Below are 18,602 nucleotides of genomic sequence, written 5' to 3'. Positions count from 1 at the left end.
ATTTGGCAGGAAATATGGAAGAATCTATCTTTTTACATATAAATGAGTTATGGTGATTTCTTTCTCTTCGGAGCCATCAAAGGCGCCGAAGAGAAAGAGTGATCGAACCGGAAAAAGACTTTCCGGGAAGAAGCGTCAGCGCTCCCATGTCGTCCCGGTTGAAGGCATCGGTAACATTAGAAAGGGGCTCCAGGGCTACAGCCGAACGGTTGGGAGGGGTAAAAAGCTGAAAAAAGGAGAAGGCTCCTTGCGTGTTCATAGCCAGCGATATGGTATCGGACGACAGTTCTACGGTACGCCCGCTTTCGCCCTTCTCTTTTTCTATGGGATAGGCGATATCGTATACCCCCTTGCCGAGAGGCCGGCTGCGGCGAAAATCATAGAAGCCGGCAGAGGCTTTCCCCTCCTCCACCGGGACGAGGCGGCCGGTCGGCATGAGATCCTCTCTAACCTCCACGTAATGCTCGCAGGGGATGGAGATCTTCATATCATCGGCAGCAAGACCCGGAAGATGGAAATAGGGATGCCAGCCGAAACCGACAGGAGCCGGGCCTTCGCCCCGGTTGACGGCACGGAAGGCAATGGAAGCGGCAATCCCGCTTCCGGAACGAAAAAGCCGATAGCTTACCGAGAGAGCCAGACGGAAGGGATATCCCGCATCCTCACCTAAAAGCCAGCTGAGGTCGACCCGCCTGGCCGACGGACTTGTGCTTTTGGAGACAAGCCGGCCGGGCATCTTGTAGAGCAGCCCGTGGATGGCGGAGCCATCTTCCTGGTTCGCAGGCAGGCAAAACTCCTTTCCTTCAAAACGATAGCCTCCTCCGGGGATTCGATCGCAAAAGGGGAAAAGCAGCCGGCCGCGAAACCAGGGGTTCTCTTCGAGCTCATGCTCTTCATCGCCTGCAAGGAGATCGACAGCATCACCTCCCTGTCCAGGAACAAGAGAAAGCCGCCGGACCGTTCCCCCAAGATGAGGGTAGAGCTCCATCTCCGCCCCCCCAAGGCTCAGGATCACGGGGCGTGCCGCTGAAGCGGGAGAGGTCATCTGGAATCTCCTATCCCCGGGAAAAGGGCCAGATAATCGTGAGGATCGTATAGATCGAAACGGATCCTTCGAAAGAATTCATATCCGCCGCCGCTTCTAACCTTATCGAGCAGGGCCGATATCTGTCGCTGACTCTGGTAAGCGGCAATAGCGGCGAGCTTTGCCCCAAACCCCTCCTTGTCGGCGGCAAGACAGTAATCGGGCTCGCCGGAAAGGGCACAGTAGATGGGATATTCAAAAATCTGAGGGACCTCGGCAAGGGTTTTGCCGAGCTCCGGCCAGATATCCCCTGTGGCATGGAAAAGGGAAATAATGAGCTCTTCATAGACAATCTTATGATCGGGATGGAGGTCCGAGTTGCTGCACAGGAAGAGGCGATCGGGGCGCACCTCCCGAAGCAGAGCCGTATAGGCGCCCTGAAGTCCTCCATTCGGCGCATCTGAGGAGAGGGATCGGCCCCGCCGGGTAAAAAGGTCTCCATCGGGAAAGGAGAGAAACCGACAGTCGGGATTGCCGAGGGCGTTAAGGGCCTCTCTGGTCTCCGCCTCACGAATTTCGGCGATGTTCTTCCGCTCATGATCGTCGCAGTACCCCAAACGACCGTCGGTGGTAATGGCTACCGTCACATTGCAACGGGCTTGTACACCCGCTGCAACGGCAAGACCTGCACCGATGACCGCATCATCATCGTGGGGAACGACGAAAAGCCATGTTTCTCCAGCCTTAGCCCCAAACTCCGCCACCCCATGACGGGCGTGCCAGGAAAAGCTCATTTCGATGTCTCCATTTCGTTTCCGACCTTCCGTGCCCGGGTGGTCTGATCAAGCTTAACGCCACAGTTGATACCTACCTCTACAAGGAGGTTCCAGCCGGCTGCAAGCTGCAGATATTCATCGGCCCCTTCAAGAGCAGGAACCACAAAGGTCGGGAAAGAGGTCTGCCTGGAGGCAATGGCCACGACCGTAAGCCCCACCCCATCCGCAAGAGTTTGTTTCAGCTTTACCTCTTCCTCGGGGAAGGGATTCACAAGGATCACCACATCATCCGGTGTCATTACCTCTTCGATCCCGTGAACGGCATAGGTTCCTTCGAGAAAATCCGAACGCTTGCGGGAAATTTCGTTGGTCTTGAGGGTCAATTCTTCGGCAACCCCGTCGTTCCTTCCCGCCCAAAAGAGGGTCTTGGCCTTGGTCACCGCATCGACGATCTCTTTTGCAGGGGCGGCATGCAGAACCGCATCAAGAGCGGACGCAAGCTTTTCCCTGTCGGGAACAGGAAAACCGGCACGTTCGGCAAAGATGGTGTGGTAGACAAGGGCCTGTTCGATCACACTTTTGGTTGCCGCAACAGCCGCTTCCGGACCGCAGGAGAGGACGATGGCGTGATCAGCCTCGTCGGCGATTGGGGTTCCCGCGTTGGCAACAATACCGACGCTCTTTATTCCCCGTTTTTTGGCGCTGCGGACCAGGCGAAGGCCTTCCTTCGTTTTGCCGGAATTACTGGCCACAAAGGCAACGCCGCCGGCCAGGGGATATTCCAGCGCCTGGGTTGCCCCTTCCACCACAGGAAGAAGGGCAGAACCTCTGCGCAGGGCCTCGATTCTCGCCCGCTTGGCCGGAAAGATCCGGGAAGAACCTTCTCCGGAGAGGAGAAAGGGCCCCTTTATCCCTGTAAGCTCCCCAGCCAACTTTTTTACCGCCTCAACGTCCATTCGACGAATCACATCGGGGCTCTCCAGCATCTCCTTAACAAGAGAAAAATCGGCATATCGTGCATCCGTTCCGTTCATACCATGCTCCTTTTCTATCTGATGATTGTATGCTATGCTTGTGGCTCACTACCACAATCGCTGATACTTCGGCATATCGCCCACAAGGGGGCGAAGGTAGTCGAGAAAGGCATCGGTGACCCCGTTTCCCGACTCATTGATATAGTAATCCGGCATGGGCTTTGCCCGTACAGCGACCTCGGATAAGGGGACAGTACCGTATCGGACGGCATAATCCCCGGCAAGGCGCTCCATGCAAATCATGCTTCCGCTTCCGCCGGAGGCCGCAAGCCTTGCAGCCTCAAGCCCACAGGAAAAGGCCTCGCTTCGATCGGTGGCACTTGCCCGGTCATCGGCACACATGGAAAGGCTTTCGGTGATCTGGAACTCTCCCCGGTAGCCGGTCTCCTCATGGATCAGCTGATGAAGCGAGATAGCAGCGCTGGTACCGCCCATGGCCCCAAACTCGATATTTGAAAACCCGTCCTTCGCGGCAGAGGCCGAAACAGGGGTCCCGTCACGCCAGATGATGCCCTCTCCGCAGACGATCGAACAAAATCCGTAGGCCTTGATGCATTCTTGTACATCTTTCAAAACCTGCTCCCTGGACAAGGGCCGTTCCGGCAGATAGATAAGATGGGGAGCATCTCCCTCACCTTGCTTCGCCATTATCGACGATGCGGCAAGCCATCCCGCTTCCCGTCCGACGGTCTGGTGGATCACAAAGCGATCGACCCGCTGCATGTCCCTGGCAAGCTGCCCCGACTGAAGGAGAGAAAGGGCGGTGTATCTGGCAGCAGAGCCGTAGCCGGGGGTGTGATCCGTACCAAAAAGATCATTATCCACGGTCTTCGGGATGCCGACTCCGTAGAGTTCATACCCCTCTTTACGGGCAAAGGCCTCTATTCTGTGGATGGTGTCCATGGTGTCGTTCCCACCGGCAAGAAAAAGATAGCGTATATCCTGTTTTTTTAGTCGCTCGAGAATAACCGGCAGATCATCGTCTTTTAATTTGTAGCGGCAGGATCCGAGGGCGGAAGAGGGGGTGAGCGCCAGCAATTTCCGTTCATCGGAAGACAGAGCCCCAAGGTCGATGAGACGATCCTCCAGAAAGCCCTCGATACCGAATTGCATGCCGAATATCTTGCCCCTCGCTCCGGCCTCAAGCACGCCCTCCACCGCTCCCGCAAGGGAAGCGTTGATGACTGAGGTTGGGCCGCCCGATTGTCCGATAAGAATATTACCCTTCATGTTTTACTCCCGTAATGATTTCGATATGTTCGTGGAGGGCCATGAGTGCAGCCCCCTTCTCTACCCAGCAAGGATCGTCGACAAAACGAACCGACCCCTTCGGCGCTTCCGCATCCCCAGAACGCTCCAATCTCCTTTTCGCCTCCTCGTCGAGAACACCGGAGATGAATATTGCGTCAACATCCAGAAAGCGACCCAAAAGCCTGCCGAGCCGCAGCACCTGGAGGGCGATATCCCCCTCCAGCGGCCACAGCCCTTCATCCAGCTCACCGGCCCCGCCCTCCGAACCACGGTAAAGCTTTCCGTCGAGAAAGATACCACTTCCGATGGTGGGAACATTGCCGTAGACAAGAAGATGAAGCAGGTTCGGACGCTCACTATCGAGCAAAGAGGCATCGGCCAGGGCGGCGGCATTCGCATCATTGTCGGAACAGATAAGCGAACAGTGTGCCTGTTCGGCCAGAAGCCCCGGGACCTCCCCGAGGTTCCAGGGAAAATGGGAGGAGGAACCGACTCGTCCTCCACCGGAGACCACCGAAGAGGCTGCGAAGCCGATCCCCCGAAGGGGTATGGTGGAAGATGCGGAGCCAAGCCACCGTGCAACATCCGCCAGCTCGGTCAGAACATCCGCTTCGCCCATTCCCGCCAGGGAGAGTGTCCGGCGGTCGGATTCCTGTAAGCCCGGAGTAAAAAGCGATGCGGTCACCCGATCATGGGCAAGATAGATGCCACCGAAACTCCCGTAACCGGGATCGAGTTCCACAAGGGTTGCCTTCCTTCCCCCGGAACTGCCGCTTTCTCCCCTGCCGACTTCCCGGATAATGCCCCAGTCAAGAAGCTCTTTCATCCTGATGCTGACCGTCGAGGTGTAAAGTGAAAGAGCGGTGGCAAGAGCGCTGCGACTGGCAAAGCCACGCTTTTGCAATTCGCCGATAATACGGAGGATTGTCTGTGCCTTTCGATCTTGCTGGTACATCCGTTATTAGTTTCCTCAATGAGTGAACTAATAGAAGTATAGAGGCTTTTCTCCCTGCCGTCAAGAAAGATCTCAGGGATGCGGCTGAAAAAAAGCAGGTAACACTGTACTATAAGCGTTATGAACAGAGGCTCCATACATACCATACGACACATATTTCTTTCCGATCGGCGTTTTGAAGACGAAGGGCTTCCGGAAGAACTTTTTGAGCATTTCCTTGGAGGAAGCGGCATAGCCGCAGAACTCTTTTCACTATTTCCGAGCGCAAACCTTTTTATCGCTCCGGGATTACTGACGGGTAGCTCTCTCCCCTTTTCCGGCGGATGGAGCGTCGTAATGCTCGCGAAAAAGGATGGCTCCCGGCCCATGCTTCTTGAAACCTTTGGCCAAGGGAGTTTCGGGAAAAGTATCGCAAGCTGCGGCTTGGACGGTCTTTTATTTCACGGCATCTCCCCGGAAAGCACAATCCTCCACATTAGCCCGAACAAAGTCCGTTTTTTCTCAACGCCCTTAGACAGCGATTTGAATGATCCCATCGAACTCGAGCAGAGACTCCTCGAAGATATGGCAGGGAAGGGGAAAGAGGGGGCTGTGCTCTGTATCGGAAAGGCGGCACGGGAAGGGGATCCGGCAGCGGCCCTTGTTCACGAGGGGAGGACGCTTCCCGCCGGAGGCGGGACAGGGCTCTTTTTTGGTTCATTGAAGCTTACGGCCATAACGATCGAAAGGGGAGAACAGCAACGTCTTCCTGCCGAGAAGGAAGGGTTTGAGAACCTTGCCGAGACAAGTGAAGCCACCATCCGGGAGCTCGTCACACGAAAAGGAGTTACGGCTTTTATGCCCACAGGAGCCAGGGGGCTCCTTCTGGTACGGATGGCCGGATACCTCCCCATTCGGCCGAGGATCGACGACCGCATGCTCCTGCCCTTTGTCGAAGGGCTCGGAACCGTGGGGCTGCTTGCCCCTGCCCTTGCGGCCGGGCTCATCCCCGAAGGGAAAGAGGAAGGGAAAATGCACAGAAAGGAGGCTCTCCTCTTTCGAAAAATGACCACCGGCGGTTGTAAGGGCTGCCCCTTTCCCTGTAGCGGGCAGCTACGGATCGAAGGAAGATACGGAGAGATGAGCATGCCAGGTTACGTCGACCTGGCCGTTCCGATCTCCCTGCTCGGCATCCGTCATACCGCCGACGCCCTCCAGTTCGTCGAACACGCAAGAAGAAGGGGCATGGATCCCGCCTCTGCGGCAAAAGGATTGTTTCACCTCATAGAAGAGAAAAGTATCCGCCCTGGTGACATCGATGCCTTTTTGGAATTCCTTGATAAGCCGTCGGAACATCACGTTCCGGACCATCCTAATCTCTTTCCCTTTTCCTTCGACCCTTTGGCCGCATTAACACCCCATATAGACACCATACGGGATCGAAACGTCCCCTTTACCCTCGCCGAATATCAGATCGGTACGTGGTGGAAACAGATCAAAGGACTTCCAAGACCCGCCATGTTGTATCACAAAAAGGAGGACTTTTGGGTTGAAAGGGAGAAGGCCACTATCGCCATTGCCGTTGCACAGCGGAACCATCTGCTTGTCGCTGCGGGAATCTGTCATCAGGCCCGGCTGATAAGCGAAAAACATTTCCCGCTTTTCTCCCTGCTTAATGCATTCACAGGCCTGGAGCGAACGCCCAAGGGCTATCTGGAAATGGGAAATCGCATCATGGAAAGGCGAAAAGAACTCTTTCCACTACCGCCTATCAAGGTCGAAGATGAGCGGATAGCCGGACTCCTCTCCTTTGTCGGCGAACCCGTTGATAAACTTCTCTTGACATAAGCGTGAAAATCATGCATCCTCATTTTCACGTTACCGATGTGGGGGCGTGGCGAAGTTGGTTATCGCGCCGGCCTGTCAAGCCGGAGATCGCGGGTTCAAGCCCCGTCGCTCCCGAAAGATTACGATGGATGAACCGCCTGTCAGAGGCGGTTTTTTTGTCAATATCCATTTCTTCTTCCGGCCGGATATGAGTTTTTTGTTAAAATTCTTCTCATCATCACGCAGAGAATTGACCTTGGGCATACTCCTATAATAGGAAGTAGTATGGGAAACGGGGAAACGGTGCGGGTACTTGTCGTCTGCATCCATAATAGCGCACGCAGCCAAATGGCAGAAACCTATCTAAACGCCATGGGCCATGGAAAGGTCGAAGCCAAGAGCGCGGGATTGGAGCCGGGGAAGCTTAACCCCATAGTGGTACGGGCGATGCAGGAAGATGGTTACGACATTTCAGGCAACACTACGAAGAGTGTTTTCGATTTCCGCAAGGAAGGGCGTCGTTACGATTACGTTATAGCGGTCTGCGACAAAGAGGCGGAGGAACGGTGTCCCATCTTTCCCGGAGCAGGGAAGCGACTTCACTGGCCCTTTGGAGACCCTTCAAGTTTTCAGGGCACTGAAGAGGAAAAGCTGGCCTACACGAGAAAAATCAGGGATGAGATAAAAGAAGGAGTTCAGCTTTTCTTATCCCGCTTATGACGATACATCCGCTGATCGGCGCAATTGACCAGCTGATCCACCAAAACCTCTATCTCAAGCTCATATTGTGTGGAGGCGGGTTCAAAGGAACTATAGCCTATGCTGACACTAAGAGGAATCCCTTCCGAGATTACCGCCTCCCGTGCGAGTTCCTCATCGATTCTTATACGAAGCTGCTTTGCCGCATCCGTTGTACAGTTGGGATGGATGAGTAAAAACTCATCGCCGCCAAGACGACAAATAACATCCCCGCTTCGAAGAATCCGTTTCATTACCGCGGTAATCCTCGTAATAAGGCGGTCCCCTGCCTCATGACCAAGGGTATCATTAACCAACTTGAGTCTGTCGATATCGGCAAAACCGACCGTAAGAGGAAGCCGCTCCCGCTTTGAACGATGCAGCTCTTTCTCAAGCATTGCCAGACCGACCCGACGGTTGTAGACCCCGGTTAATTCATCGTAGGTTGCATACTCGGAGAGCCGCATCTGGGCCTGGTGACGAAGGGTAACATCGACAAGCGAAAAAAGAACCTCCCCCGACTCTTCGACCATTGAGGCATAACCTTCCACCCATAACCGCTTGCCAGTTCGGGTAAGCAGCTGAAAGACTATGCGGGGATCATCGACATTAAAGGTACGGAACAGGGCAAGCCTCGCCTTCAGCCGCACTCGTTCACTTCCGGCAACAAGAACAAAGAAATCGGGAAACGAGAGGAGCTCTTCCAGTGAATATCCGGTAAGCGAAGAGGCCTGGGGGTTAGCATAGCTGATGGCCCTGCCATAAAAAACAAAGACCGCCACGGGGCTGTGTTCCGCATAGGCCCGGAAACGACTCTCGCTTTGGATGAGTTTCTGCTGCTGAAGCATTCTTGCATGAACATCCTGATGGATTCCGTGCATCTCCAGGGGAGAGCCGTCACACCCCCTTCTGGTGACCATGCCCTTCGAGCTGATCCAGCGATAGCTGCCGTCATCGGTTTCAAGACGAAATATCTGCTCGTAGCTCTCCTTTCCCGGTTGAAGGGCTTCTTTTATCTTTTGGGCCGCAATGTGACGATCGGCACGGTGCATCATCGCCAAAAGCTCCTCAAAGCGGAGTGCCGATACAGGCTTCCGATTGAGCATAGAAAACCAACGATCGTCGGCCTCAAGACAATCCGTTCCGATATCCCAGCTCCAGAAGCCGAGGCCTGCTCCCTCCATGGCAAGGTTTATTTTTTCTCTCTTCTTTTTGATATCAAGCACATCCCGAAATCGATGGAAGCTAAGTATCCAACGCATAGCCGAAGCCATCAGTCCCATGAGGCCCAAAGCGACCCAAAGAGCCCGATTCAGGTCGGCAAACTGATCTGAAGCATAAAAGATAAGAGCACCTGCCAGATATACGGGAATGATAAAAAACGGGTGGAGTAAGAAGATCGAAGAGACCAGCAGATAACAGCTCATGAACAAAACCGAAGAAAAGAGAGAAAGCCCTGAGTAGTGGCAAAATAAGATCACCCAGGTAAAAAGAAGAAGAATCGAAACATGGAGGAGCGTATGTCCCCACTTCGCGGCATGACAGGGAGAGTGAAAAATGATGAAGCCGGAACCCAAGGCCATCATGATAGATAGGAAAAGGACCGGAAGATAAAATATCACGGTGCTGCCGTCGAACAGGCAAAAAATAATCCAGATTAAAACGGAAAGGTGTAAAAGGATGGAAAAATGGAAAAGAGAATGTGCATTTGTCTCACGATTGTAGGCAACAAAATCCCTCCGGTGTTGAGAATAGGGAGACAACAGTATTCGACATTCGGCAGTCAACCTGCTCAGCATCATAGAATCCCTGCGGTTCTCCCTACATTGCCTATTTTTTCCATATGGTAAGATTAATGGATTATAGCGTAGTGTCAAGCACCTCACCGGCCGGGGAGAAGCGCTTCTATCCGTTCCCTAGGCTGGGGACCGACAAGGAATTCGGCTATCTTGCCATCTCGGACAAGTACGGTCGAGGGGGTTCCCATTACACCGAATTTTCGGGCCGTAGCCATGTCGTTTGAAATATTTACTTTAAAGACATTTTTTCTTGTAGAAGAAAATTCATCAAATAGGGGGGTCATAGGTTTGCAGGCGCCACATCCGTCGCTATAAAAATAAAAGAGAGCAGCTCCTCCGTTTTTCAAAGCCCGATCATACTTACCGCTTAACTCCGGAGCCTGTTTTCCCTTTTTCATCCTCATTTTCAATACCATTCCATATTGAAGAACAAAGAAGAATCCAATCGCAATCAGAACACCGATTAGTAGATTCATAGCGAACCTCCAAAATTAGTTTTACTTAATATATAATTTTATATATATAATTGTCAATGGGTCATGGGCAAAGCAACGCCCATGCGTTATACTATACGTATGATAATATATTATCAGGACATAGCACCGCTCTCGGATTTCGGTATCGGGATCCCTGTTTCAGACATTCGGGCACCCAAATGCATTGAATATCTTTCCGGTCTGCCGGAAATCCGTCCCCATCTTGCGGCATTAATCTGCAAAGAACACGAGGAGAGCATCAGCCGCACGGATGTAACAAGAGTCCATACACCGAACTACGTGAAGCGGATCTTCGAGGAAGAACGGGAGAGCACTCTTATTGAAGCCTTCGAACTTCTTGACGAGAAGGGAAACTATAACCGCTACGATCCGTCAAAGGCCAAACGTCCCCTTAAAGAACTCTTCGACACACTCCTTGTGAAAACGGCCGGAACCTATCAGTGCGCAAAAAGTGCCCTGGAATCGGGTTTCTGCTTTTACTTCGGCGGAGGATTCCACCACGCTCATCCCGACTTCGGTCACGGATTCTGCCTGATAAACGATATAATGATTACCGCAAGACGGCTCATGGCGGAAAAGCGTGTCGAAAGTGTTTGGGTGATCGATGTGGATGCCCACAAAGGTGACGGAAGCGCTGCAATTGCACATTCCGATCCATCAATCAGAACCCTGAGCATCCATATGGGCGCAGGATGGCCTCTGGACAGACTCGAATTCGGCCCGGACGGTACACAGCATCCCTCCTTTATTCCCAGCGATATCGATATCCCTGTCTTCGAGGGGGAGGAGCACCTTTACAACCGTGCCCTTGCCGAGGGGCTGGAAAAACTCGCCGCATTCATGAAGCCGGATCTTGCCATCGTGGTCTCGGGTTCCGATCCTTACGAAAAGGATACCCTCCCCTCCTCGGCGAAGTTACAGTTGACGCTCGAACAGATGGCCGAACGGGATCGCCTTGTCTATGATTTTTTGAAAGAACGCAGGATTCCCGCCGCATATCTTATGGCAGGGGGCTATAGCCCTGAATCCTGGCGGGTCTATGCCGCTTTGCTGGAGTTGGCACTCAAGGATCGCCTCAAAAGCTGAGCATCCCCGAATCTCCAAGTCCGAAGGAAAGAGAGACAAGGGTAATGCCCAGCAAGCACTATTTCCTTAGGCCGACGGCATCGGCTATCCTGGAAGCAAGAGCACAAAGAATCGTTTCGTCGTCGTCCCCGGCACAGCGATTCGCTTTTATGGTCCCGCAGACGCTACAGCGGTGAAGCACCATTATCTCCCCGTCGCTCTTGCTCCAGATTGCAATGGGTTCCATGGCACCGCCGCAGAGGCTTGCCCGGTCCCCCGGACGAATATCGACATGCCGGCTCCAGAGGCAGAAGGGGCAGTGGTTTCGGTGTCTGGTTCCCCAGGAATAGGCAGGAACGGGCGCTCCGCAGTGAATGCACCGAAAGCCGGAAGCTACATCAGCGGCCATCGAAGCCTCCCCTCCGTCCCTCTTTCCGCATGGTATAGCGAAGCCTGCCGAAGCGGCGATCCTTCTCCCGCCGCCTTTCACGCTCATCGACCTCTCCGGCAGAGGCCTCATGCAAAAGCTGCAGATAGTTGAGATAACGATCCTGTTCGATCTCTCCGGCTAAAAGCGCTTTTCTTACCGCACAGCCCGGTTCATTGCGATGGGTACAGTCCGAAAAACGACACGCTTCGGCCAAACGTGCAATATCATCGAAGGAAGCCTCTGTCGATGCCTCGCTGCCGGTAATGCCTACCGACCGGACCCCCGGCGTATCGATGACCAAAGCGCCGGAAGGAATGCGGAAAAGTACCCGTTCCGTGGTGGTGTGTCTTCCCCGTCCGTCGCTGTCGCGAACCGCTGAGGTCCTTGCCATCGAGCTTCCGAGAAGGAGATTGATAAGGGTGGATTTTCCCGCTCCGCTGATGCCGGTCAGGGCGATACTTCTTCCAGGAAGAAAAAGATCGTTAAGCTCCCCGGCTCCCGCTCCGGAGATCGAGTCCACAAGATAGATGGGAAGTTCTCCGAAACGGGCGGCAGCCCGTCGCCTGTAGGTCTCCGGCTCATCGACAAGATCGATCTTTGTAAGAATCAGGGCCCCCTGAGCCCCCCCGCTTTGAACATTGGCAAGGAAACGCTCGATCCGGCGAAGGTTGAGGCCTTTCGCGATGGATGAAACAATTCCTATCACATCAACGTTTGCCGCACTCAGATCCTCGTCGCCGCAGCTGCGGCGATGCAGAACCGTGGCACGGGGCAGGATTCCCTCAATACGGAAATGAGCGGGATCGTCGGTGGAGGAGAGGGCACACCAGTCTCCTATCACCGGCATAGGCTGTACGCCGAGATCAAGGAGATAACGGAAGCTCCCGGAAAGGGTCAACGCTGCTTCACCACCGGGATGGATCCCCCGATAGCGCTCTCTGCCGTCACGGACGACTCTGGCAGGTATCAATCCCTGACATCGATAGGGTTCGAAATTTTCGGCAAAACGACTATTCCAGCCATATTGCTCGAGACGATATATATTGTCGGAATAATGCAATGGTTTCCATCCGTAGAAAGAGGTTCATATACGAAAGGCATACCGCCTAACGGTCAGAATCTCCCCGGAATGGAATGAGTGTATATGAAAAAGTACCTACCTCACTCCCCCATTCCGGGGATACTCACCGAGATAGCGTTCCTGGTTTTCATATACACTTCCTTTCCGCACCATTGTGCATAAGATTTGTTATAATAATGATAGCTCGACGACAGGCGTTGGTCAAGGCCTTTATCAGCGGTATCGGATGACCCGGCACAACCGCAGTATGAGTCCGGAAACGAGAAACAGTGGAAGGAACAAAAGGATCAGTCGGGGAAGCAGGTCGATATGCCGCTGATAAAAGGTTTCAGGTCTCCCGTACAATGGTACATCGGCAACGATATAACCGGGATGGTAGTGGGGCAGTTCCACGCGGATTTTCCCGACAGGCGAGATGATGCAGGTAAGCCCGCTTGCCGTCGAACGAAGCAGGGGGCGACGATTTTCAACAGCCCGAAAGAGGGCGTTTGCGGCGTGTTGCTGTCCTTCGGTTTCGGTTCTACTCCAAAAATCATTGGAAATATTGAGAATCATATCGACTCCGGGTACCACATGTGCCGCCACCTCACCGGGGAAACTGTCCTCAAAACAGATGGGGGTGATAAAATCGGCTCTGGGGTGGGAAAAGATCACCGAATTGCTTCCGGCCTCCCACAAGGTGGCGTCGAAGTCGGTCAGAATTTTATAGAAAAGGGGAAATTGCTTTTCATAGGGAAAGTACTCGGAGAAGGGAACCATATGCATCTTTCGATAGGTGGCGATACGCTTCCCGGTATCCGAGAACAAAACCGAGGCGTTGTAGTGGTTTCTTATGTTCCCGCCGTCATCACCGATCACCTCGTCGTAGTCATCATTGCCGGTCAAAAGCCAGGTGCGGAGTTGTCGCTGAAAATGCAGAAGCCGGTTGGCAAGGGCCGCATTGGGATGCGAGGAAGGATCCATGGCGCCCCACTTCCGGAGATTCGGTACAAAGGCCGTTTCAGACCAGGCGACAAGGTCGACCGGTTTCCCGCTTCTTTTTAACGCGACCACATCATCAGGAAGTGTATCAGACAGAGAGCTTGACGGCGACGAGAGGGCAGCACGGGTTAAGGATTCCAAAACATCAAGGGTCGATGCGTAGTCGTTTTTACGGGGATCGGTGTTCTGCTGAATAAGGGCCACGGTTATTTCGCTTTTCGCTTCACGGGCTTCCCATTTGTCGAGAGCAACAACACCGTAGACCATTACGGAGAGGGTCATGACAACAAGGAGCAGCGCCTCGCAACAGCGCACGGGTTTCCTTCCAAGTTGTTTCCCGCCCTGAGAAAATCCTTCTATAAGGGAAGCAACGAGGGCGGCAAAGAGCCAGAGAAAGAGATTGACACCCCACACGCCGAAAAGGGAGGCAATCTGGATCACCACCGGATAGCGGTACTGGCTGGTGCCGAGAATCCCCCAGGGGTAGCCGAGAAAGCCCCCGGAACGAATAAAATCAAAGGCGACCCATATCAACGCCATCAGAGGCAGCCGAAGACGCCGCCCCAGGGAACCCGGAACGGCCCTTGAGAGCAATAAAAGCAGGGGAATATAGAGGCAGTAGATCACAATGTGAAAATCGGTAACAAAATGGAGGGAAAGCAGATCGTAGGTACCAAGCCAGTAGTTACCGAGAAGCGCCTGAAGTGTCCCGTAGGATACGCCGGCGAAAAAGGCCCTGACAGGCGAGGTATACGACAGCACCAAAAGCAGGGGAATCGGTGCGATATAGCCTATCCAGCCGATCCCCTTTACCGCCAAAGGTGTGGAAAACGAAAGGCTTACAAGCACGGCCGAAGCAAGGGCGAGAAGTGTCGACCAACGCCAAAGAAACAGATCCAAGCCTCTGCCGCCTTCCGCAGCCAGCCGTCCTCGTCGTCCGATGCGAGCGGCAACGTAGCCGACACCATCGAGCAATACAAGGGGAAGATAGCGGATCAGGCTGTTGAGCCGCTGGATGGATGAATCGGGGGCAAGTCTGAGGTTCCCCTTTGTCTCGGCAAACCACTGAGCATAACTCATATTGGCATTGGCAGCAAAAATCAACGAAAAAAGCAGAAAAAGAAGCGAGGGAACGAGCAGAAGTTCACTGCCAACGGAAAGGCGTCTGAGCCGTATTCTGGTGCCGAGACGGCCCCTTGTTTTCCCCATCCTTACGGAAAGGAGCCACAGAAGGTGAAGGGAAAGCAGCAGGGCCAGGGCAATATCTTCGCCCAGGCCGCCACCGGAGGCCATGCCTACAGGTCCCTTAATAAGGTGGGTAAGAGGAACTGCCAATCCCACGATGGCAAAGGCCGGGAACCACTGTTCGAATGGCCAGCCAAAAGCGCTTCTCCGTTGCATGTTGTCACCATACAACGGAAGCCAGGGTCCAGGAAAGTCCGATTCGTCAGAATGGCGTTAGGAAGACGATCCCGACATCAAAAAAGAACGTCGGAAGTACATGCCGAAACATCGGTGACCATCATGCCGGCGGAACGAGCCGCCCGGATGCCGACGGGGCTATCCTCAAAGACCTGGCAAAGCTCCGGGGCCCGGCCCATAAGGCGCGAAGCCTCCAGATAGATCTCCGGATCGGGTTTCGGGCGATCCACATCCTCCGCAGCAAGCAGAAAATCGAAACGTCCGGCAAGTCCTGCGGCCTTGATATTCAGCTCGGCTATCCGACGGTGTTCCGAAGTGGCGAGGCAGACGGGAAGCCTTCCGAAATAGTCGGTAAGAAGCGCGACAACAGGCTCTATCGGCCGCGCAAAAACGAGGCCGGAGGTGTAATGAGCCTCCTGTCGCTCCACATGCAATCGAAAATCAAGGGGCCTTGCAAGAAGCAAAGAAAGCCGTTCGACCATGTCGTTCTTTCCATACCCGATAATCGCCTTAAACTGCTGGGGCGAAAGGCTATAGTTATCAAGCTCCAGAAGCGTCGTTTTCCATGCCCGATAGTGAATAGCGAGGGTGTCCACCAGGGTCCCATCGATATCAAAGATGAGAGCCCTGGCGGCAGGGTCGATAGAAAGGGTCAACGTGGGAACCAGGATCAGGCGGGAACCCAGTCCACATCAACCTTATCTTTCGGGTCATAGGGAGCCTTCACAAACATCGCTTTCCAGGGCTTATCCCCGACATTTTTCAGATAGTGGTTGCTTTTCGGGGGCACATGAATGAGGTCTCCCTCGTTCAGCACGATCTTCTGTTCATCCACATAGATCTCAACACTTCCTTCGAGGGTGAAAAAATCCTCCTCGATCCGTTCATGATAATGACAGGTAAAGTCCTCACCGGGCATGATAACAACCATGCCGATATCGACATGTGGTCCCCGTAAAAGGTATTTCGGACCGGATATGCCGTCGAATCGGTAGGCTACTTCCTTTTCGTTGATCATCTTGTACGTCAAAATTCTTCCTCCATGCTATAATTGCGGGCTCATTCGCCCGGCGCTTTCCACATTGATGTCGTAATACCGGCATCCACCAGGGTAAGTTGCTGCGTATATGCCTTTAGCCAACGGTCATAGGTTTCCTGATACACCGAGGCGTTGCCACGATCAGGTTCGAAGAGTCGCTCCTTTCGAACGACAGCCGCCACCCCGTCGGAAAAACTTCCGTAAAGGCCGGTGCCCTTTCCTGCGCAGATTGCGGCTCCCAGGGCCGTGGCCTCCTTTACCTTACGGGTCTCCACCGGGACCTGAAGCACATCGGCAAGGATCTGGCACCAGAAGGGATCGACAGATCCTCCGCCGGCAAAGATCACCTTTTCGGGAAAGGTACCGGTAAAGTCCCTGATGCGCAGAAGATTTGCCTTTGTCACGATCGCGGCGTTTTCGAGGATGGAACGGCCCATGGCCGCCCGGGTGGAAATATCACCTTCCACATTGAGGTTTAAAAACGATGGAGCGGCATGATACCACTTCGAATAGTTCATCGGGCCCGAAAAGATGGGAATGATACCCTTTGATCCCGCGGGGACCTGGGCCGCCATTTCCGAAATCAGGGCGTAGGTGGACATCTTTCGCGCCGCAGCCGTCGGCTTCAGATCGGGGCAGATGGCGTCCCGAAACCAGCGCATCACAATGCCGGGATAAAAGACGATGGTCTCCGCCTGCCAGAGCTCGGGAACGGCATGGAAATTGATGCGGACCCGGCGACTTGCATCCTCAAAGGGCCTGTTCATGTTCAGTTCCTGCTGCCAGAAACTGCCTCCGAACACCGCACAATCCCCCGCCTGCACGGCACCTACCCCGATGCTGCCGAGCTGGGCATCCCCGCCTCCGGTGACGATGGGGAGCCCCTTCGGCAAGCCAGTGCGGAGAGAGGCTTCACTGCCGACGGCTCCGATCACCTCGCCGGACTCATGGACCGCAGCGGAAAGAAGCTCTTCTTTGATACCGCAGGCCCTGGCAAGAGCAGGGTCCCAAGCGCGGGTTTCAAGGTTAAACAGGCCGGTGGTACCGCCGTTGGAAGGATCGATGCTCAAAGGGGCACCGAGTTTATGAGCGATCCAGTCGCTGAGCATTGCCACCGATGCAGCTTTTTCATAGATATCGGGTCTGCGCTCCTTGACCCAAAGCAGCCTGGCAATGGCTGCCAGGGAATAGGTCTGGCCCGAGGCCTTGTAGACCTGTTCTTCAAGCTCCGGATGATCTTTTCTAAGGGCAATCACCTGCTCGACGGACCTGGCATCGACATTTGAACAGGCCCATATCTCGTTGCCCTGATGATCGAACAGAACAATTGCTTCCCGCATGCTGGTTGCAGCGATCCCTGCAAGATCGAGATCGGAAACCTGTGAGAGCGCCTCTTTCAGGCAGTTCTCAAGCAATTCCCAATTTCGTTCCCAGTCAAATCTCATGGAACCGGGAACCCCTTCCTCTTCGGGATGGCTCCATTCACGGCCCACCGCCGCTATTTGTCTACCGGTTTCATCAAATATGACTGCTCGACCGCTTCCGGTACCCGCATCCAGTGCCAACAGATGTTTCATTCCTCTACCCTCTCAGCTTTTGAAGCGGGGCCGCCGAAACGACCCCATGGTGATAGTTTAGAAATCGTAGTTATCGATATTTTCTGCGTTAAAAACGGTTCGTTCGGGAAGCAAGATGATGCCGTTTCCGTCCGCTTCATAGTCGTAGCCCTGAACCGAGTTCGGGGAAACCTTGACCGTTCCGACCCCGGGTACATCAAAGGAGTCGCCGACGTTATACACCGTGCCGTTTGCAAGTTGGTTGGCAACATAAACAGCCAGTTTGCCCTGGACAACAACATCCCAGAGGGCAAAGCGGTTCACCGTACCGGACTTTACGTACTGCTTCATGGCATTCGGTGTGGAAAAGCCGACAATGATGACCTTCCCGCCAATACCCATGTTCTCTGCAGCCTGTGCCGCGGCAGGGAGAGCGGTGGAATCGGGACACAGAATCGCATCAAGTTCCGGATAGGTTGTGAAAATATCGGTGGCGGTCTGGAGGGATTTCTGGGGATCCTGATAACCGTATTGGGTGGTAACGACCTCCCAATTGCCGTGCTCGCTTGCTATGGTCTCCTTTGCCACATTTACCCACTGGTTTTGGTCGGTAACCTCCGGGCTGGAATAGAAAAATGCAACCTTGGCGGCCTTTCCCCCCACCTGATCGGCAACCATCTTTACGAGAAGCTTTCCAAGTTGCTGAGGGGTCCCTTGATTGATGTAGTAGGAGCGGTAGCGTGGATCGACATCGGAGTCCCAGGTCAAAACCTTGACCCCCTTGTCCATCGCCCGCTTCAGTGCCTGGTTGAGCCCGTCGGGAGAAAGGGCGGAAACGGCAATCGCATCGTATCCCTGGTTTACAAAGTTGTTGATATATTCGATCTGCGCGCTGACACTGGCCTCGCTGGGACCATCGTATTTGACGGAAATTCCCAACTCCTTGCCCATCTCCACGGCGCCTTTGCCGCCTGATTCAAAAAAGCCGTTACCGGTAATCTTCGGAATGAACGCAACACGTGTTCCTCCTGCTTCGCCCTGCCCGCCGGCGAAGGAAAAGGAAACGATAAGCAGGCTTAAAAGTACTATCATGCCCGCCATTCTCATCATGCTTCTCATCATTACACCTCCGTGAGAATTATTATGCT

At 54.0% G+C, this 18,602-nt stretch carries 17 protein-coding genes and 1 tRNA gene; 4 read left to right on the top strand and 14 right to left on the bottom strand.

All coding sequences use genetic code 11. The features are described from left to right. Window positions 1–76 precede the first annotated feature (76 nt). The 5 genes from F459_RS0100460 to F459_RS0100440 are packed head-to-tail and all read right to left on the bottom strand — an operon-like array spanning window position 77 to window position 5,040. Window positions 77–1,045: an aldose 1-epimerase gene (locus F459_RS0100460; RefSeq protein ID WP_020610774.1), complete on the bottom strand. Its 969-nt coding sequence runs from the start codon at window positions 1,043–1,045 to the stop codon at window positions 77–79. Continuing rightward, entirely contained in the window at window positions 1,042–1,818 is a 777-nt protein-coding gene (locus F459_RS0100455) for a PIG-L deacetylase family protein (RefSeq protein ID WP_020610773.1), read from the bottom strand. Before F459_RS0100455 ends, F459_RS0100460 begins: the two co-directional genes overlap by 4 nt. After that, window positions 1,815–2,834 (bottom strand): SIS domain-containing protein, encoded by a 1,020-nt coding sequence (locus F459_RS0100450; RefSeq protein WP_020610772.1) that lies wholly within the window; start codon window positions 2,832–2,834, stop codon window positions 1,815–1,817. Before F459_RS0100450 ends, F459_RS0100455 begins: the two co-directional genes overlap by 4 nt. Before the next feature lie 48 nt (window positions 2,835–2,882). Then, window positions 2,883–4,064 carry a diphosphate--fructose-6-phosphate 1-phosphotransferase gene (locus F459_RS0100445; RefSeq protein ID WP_020610771.1) on the bottom strand — a complete coding sequence of 394 codons (1,182 nt, stop codon included), beginning with the start codon at window positions 4,062–4,064 and terminating at the stop codon, window positions 2,883–2,885. Beyond that, window positions 4,054–5,040 (bottom strand): ROK family transcriptional regulator, encoded by a 987-nt coding sequence (locus tag F459_RS0100440; protein ID WP_020610770.1) that lies wholly within the window; start codon window positions 5,038–5,040, stop codon window positions 4,054–4,056. Before F459_RS0100440 ends, F459_RS0100445 begins: the two co-directional genes overlap by 11 nt. A 120-nt stretch (window positions 5,041–5,160) precedes the next feature. Here F459_RS0100440 and F459_RS0100435 point away from each other — a divergent pair, with 120 nt between their 5' ends. From F459_RS0100435 to F459_RS0100425, 3 genes are all read left to right on the top strand, one after another. Beyond that, window positions 5,161–6,867 carry an aldehyde ferredoxin oxidoreductase N-terminal domain-containing protein gene (locus tag F459_RS0100435; protein WP_020610769.1) on the top strand — a complete coding sequence of 569 codons (1,707 nt, stop codon included), beginning with the start codon at window positions 5,161–5,163 and terminating at the stop codon, window positions 6,865–6,867. 40 nt (window positions 6,868–6,907) lie between these two features. Then, window positions 6,908–6,981: transfer RNA gene (locus F459_RS0100430), tRNA-Asp, on the top strand. A gap of 150 nt (window positions 6,982–7,131) precedes the next feature. Further along, window positions 7,132–7,566 carry an arsenate reductase ArsC gene (locus F459_RS0100425; protein WP_020610768.1) on the top strand — a complete coding sequence of 145 codons (435 nt, stop codon included), beginning with the start codon at window positions 7,132–7,134 and terminating at the stop codon, window positions 7,564–7,566. Here the strand turns inward: F459_RS0100425 and F459_RS0100420 are convergent. Both F459_RS0100420 and F459_RS0100415 read right to left on the bottom strand, forming a co-directional pair. Next, window positions 7,542–9,386: a sensor domain-containing diguanylate cyclase gene (locus F459_RS0100420; protein WP_020610767.1), complete on the bottom strand. Its 1,845-nt coding sequence runs from the start codon at window positions 9,384–9,386 to the stop codon at window positions 7,542–7,544. The genes F459_RS0100425 and F459_RS0100420 overlap by 25 nt on opposite strands. Before the next feature lie 80 nt (window positions 9,387–9,466). Then, entirely contained in the window at window positions 9,467–9,859 is a 393-nt protein-coding gene (locus F459_RS0100415; protein ID WP_020610766.1) for a thioredoxin family protein, read from the bottom strand. A gap of 99 nt (window positions 9,860–9,958) precedes the next feature. On the opposite strand from F459_RS0100415, the gene F459_RS0100410 reads away from it, so the two are divergent. Next, window positions 9,959–10,966 carry a histone deacetylase family protein gene (locus F459_RS0100410; RefSeq protein WP_245540035.1) on the top strand — a complete coding sequence of 336 codons (1,008 nt, stop codon included), beginning with the start codon at window positions 9,959–9,961 and terminating at the stop codon, window positions 10,964–10,966. Window positions 10,967–11,024: 58 nt separating this feature from the next. Here F459_RS0100410 and F459_RS0100405 read toward each other — a convergent pair whose 3' ends face one another. The 7 genes from F459_RS0100405 to lsrB form a co-directional block, all read right to left on the bottom strand. Next, the gene (locus F459_RS0100405; protein WP_020610764.1) at window positions 11,025–11,354 is read right to left on the bottom strand and encodes an RNHCP domain-containing protein; all 330 of its coding nucleotides are present in this window, start codon (window positions 11,352–11,354) and stop codon (window positions 11,025–11,027) included. Then, window positions 11,344–12,435, bottom strand: coding sequence for a ribosome small subunit-dependent GTPase A (gene rsgA / locus F459_RS0100400; RefSeq protein WP_020610763.1), 1,092 nt, complete (start codon window positions 12,433–12,435; stop codon window positions 11,344–11,346). The genes F459_RS0100405 and rsgA overlap by 11 nt, the downstream gene beginning before the upstream one ends. Before the next feature lie 234 nt (window positions 12,436–12,669). Then, a complete protein-coding gene (gene lnt / locus F459_RS0100395; RefSeq protein ID WP_020610762.1) occupies window positions 12,670–14,838 on the bottom strand; it encodes an apolipoprotein N-acyltransferase in 2,169 nt (722 codons plus the stop codon). Between the two features lie 77 nt (window positions 14,839–14,915). Then, on the bottom strand, window positions 14,916–15,515 hold the full coding sequence (locus F459_RS0100390) for an HAD family hydrolase (protein ID WP_020610761.1): 600 nt from the start codon (window positions 15,513–15,515) through the stop codon (window positions 14,916–14,918). 14 nt (window positions 15,516–15,529) lie between these two features. Beyond that, on the bottom strand, window positions 15,530–15,889 hold the full coding sequence (locus F459_RS0100385; RefSeq protein ID WP_013256122.1) for a cupin domain-containing protein: 360 nt from the start codon (window positions 15,887–15,889) through the stop codon (window positions 15,530–15,532). Window positions 15,890–15,918: 29 nt separating this feature from the next. Further along, complete coding sequence (lsrK, locus tag F459_RS0100380; protein ID WP_020610759.1) at window positions 15,919–17,475, bottom strand: autoinducer-2 kinase; 1,557 nt, start codon at window positions 17,473–17,475, stop codon at window positions 15,919–15,921. Window positions 17,476–17,532: 57 nt separating this feature from the next. After that, window positions 17,533–18,576 (bottom strand): autoinducer 2 ABC transporter substrate-binding protein LsrB, encoded by a 1,044-nt coding sequence (lsrB, locus tag F459_RS0100375; RefSeq protein WP_020610758.1) that lies wholly within the window; start codon window positions 18,574–18,576, stop codon window positions 17,533–17,535. Window positions 18,577–18,602: the final 26 nt, after the last annotated feature.

The sequence above is a fragment of the Sediminispirochaeta bajacaliforniensis DSM 16054 genome, assembly GCF_000378205.1.
Classification (GTDB): domain Bacteria; phylum Spirochaetota; class Spirochaetia; order DSM-16054; family Sediminispirochaetaceae; genus Sediminispirochaeta; species Sediminispirochaeta bajacaliforniensis.
Note: the sequence above shows the minus strand (reverse complement) of the source record. Positions and strands in the feature narration are given on the sequence as shown.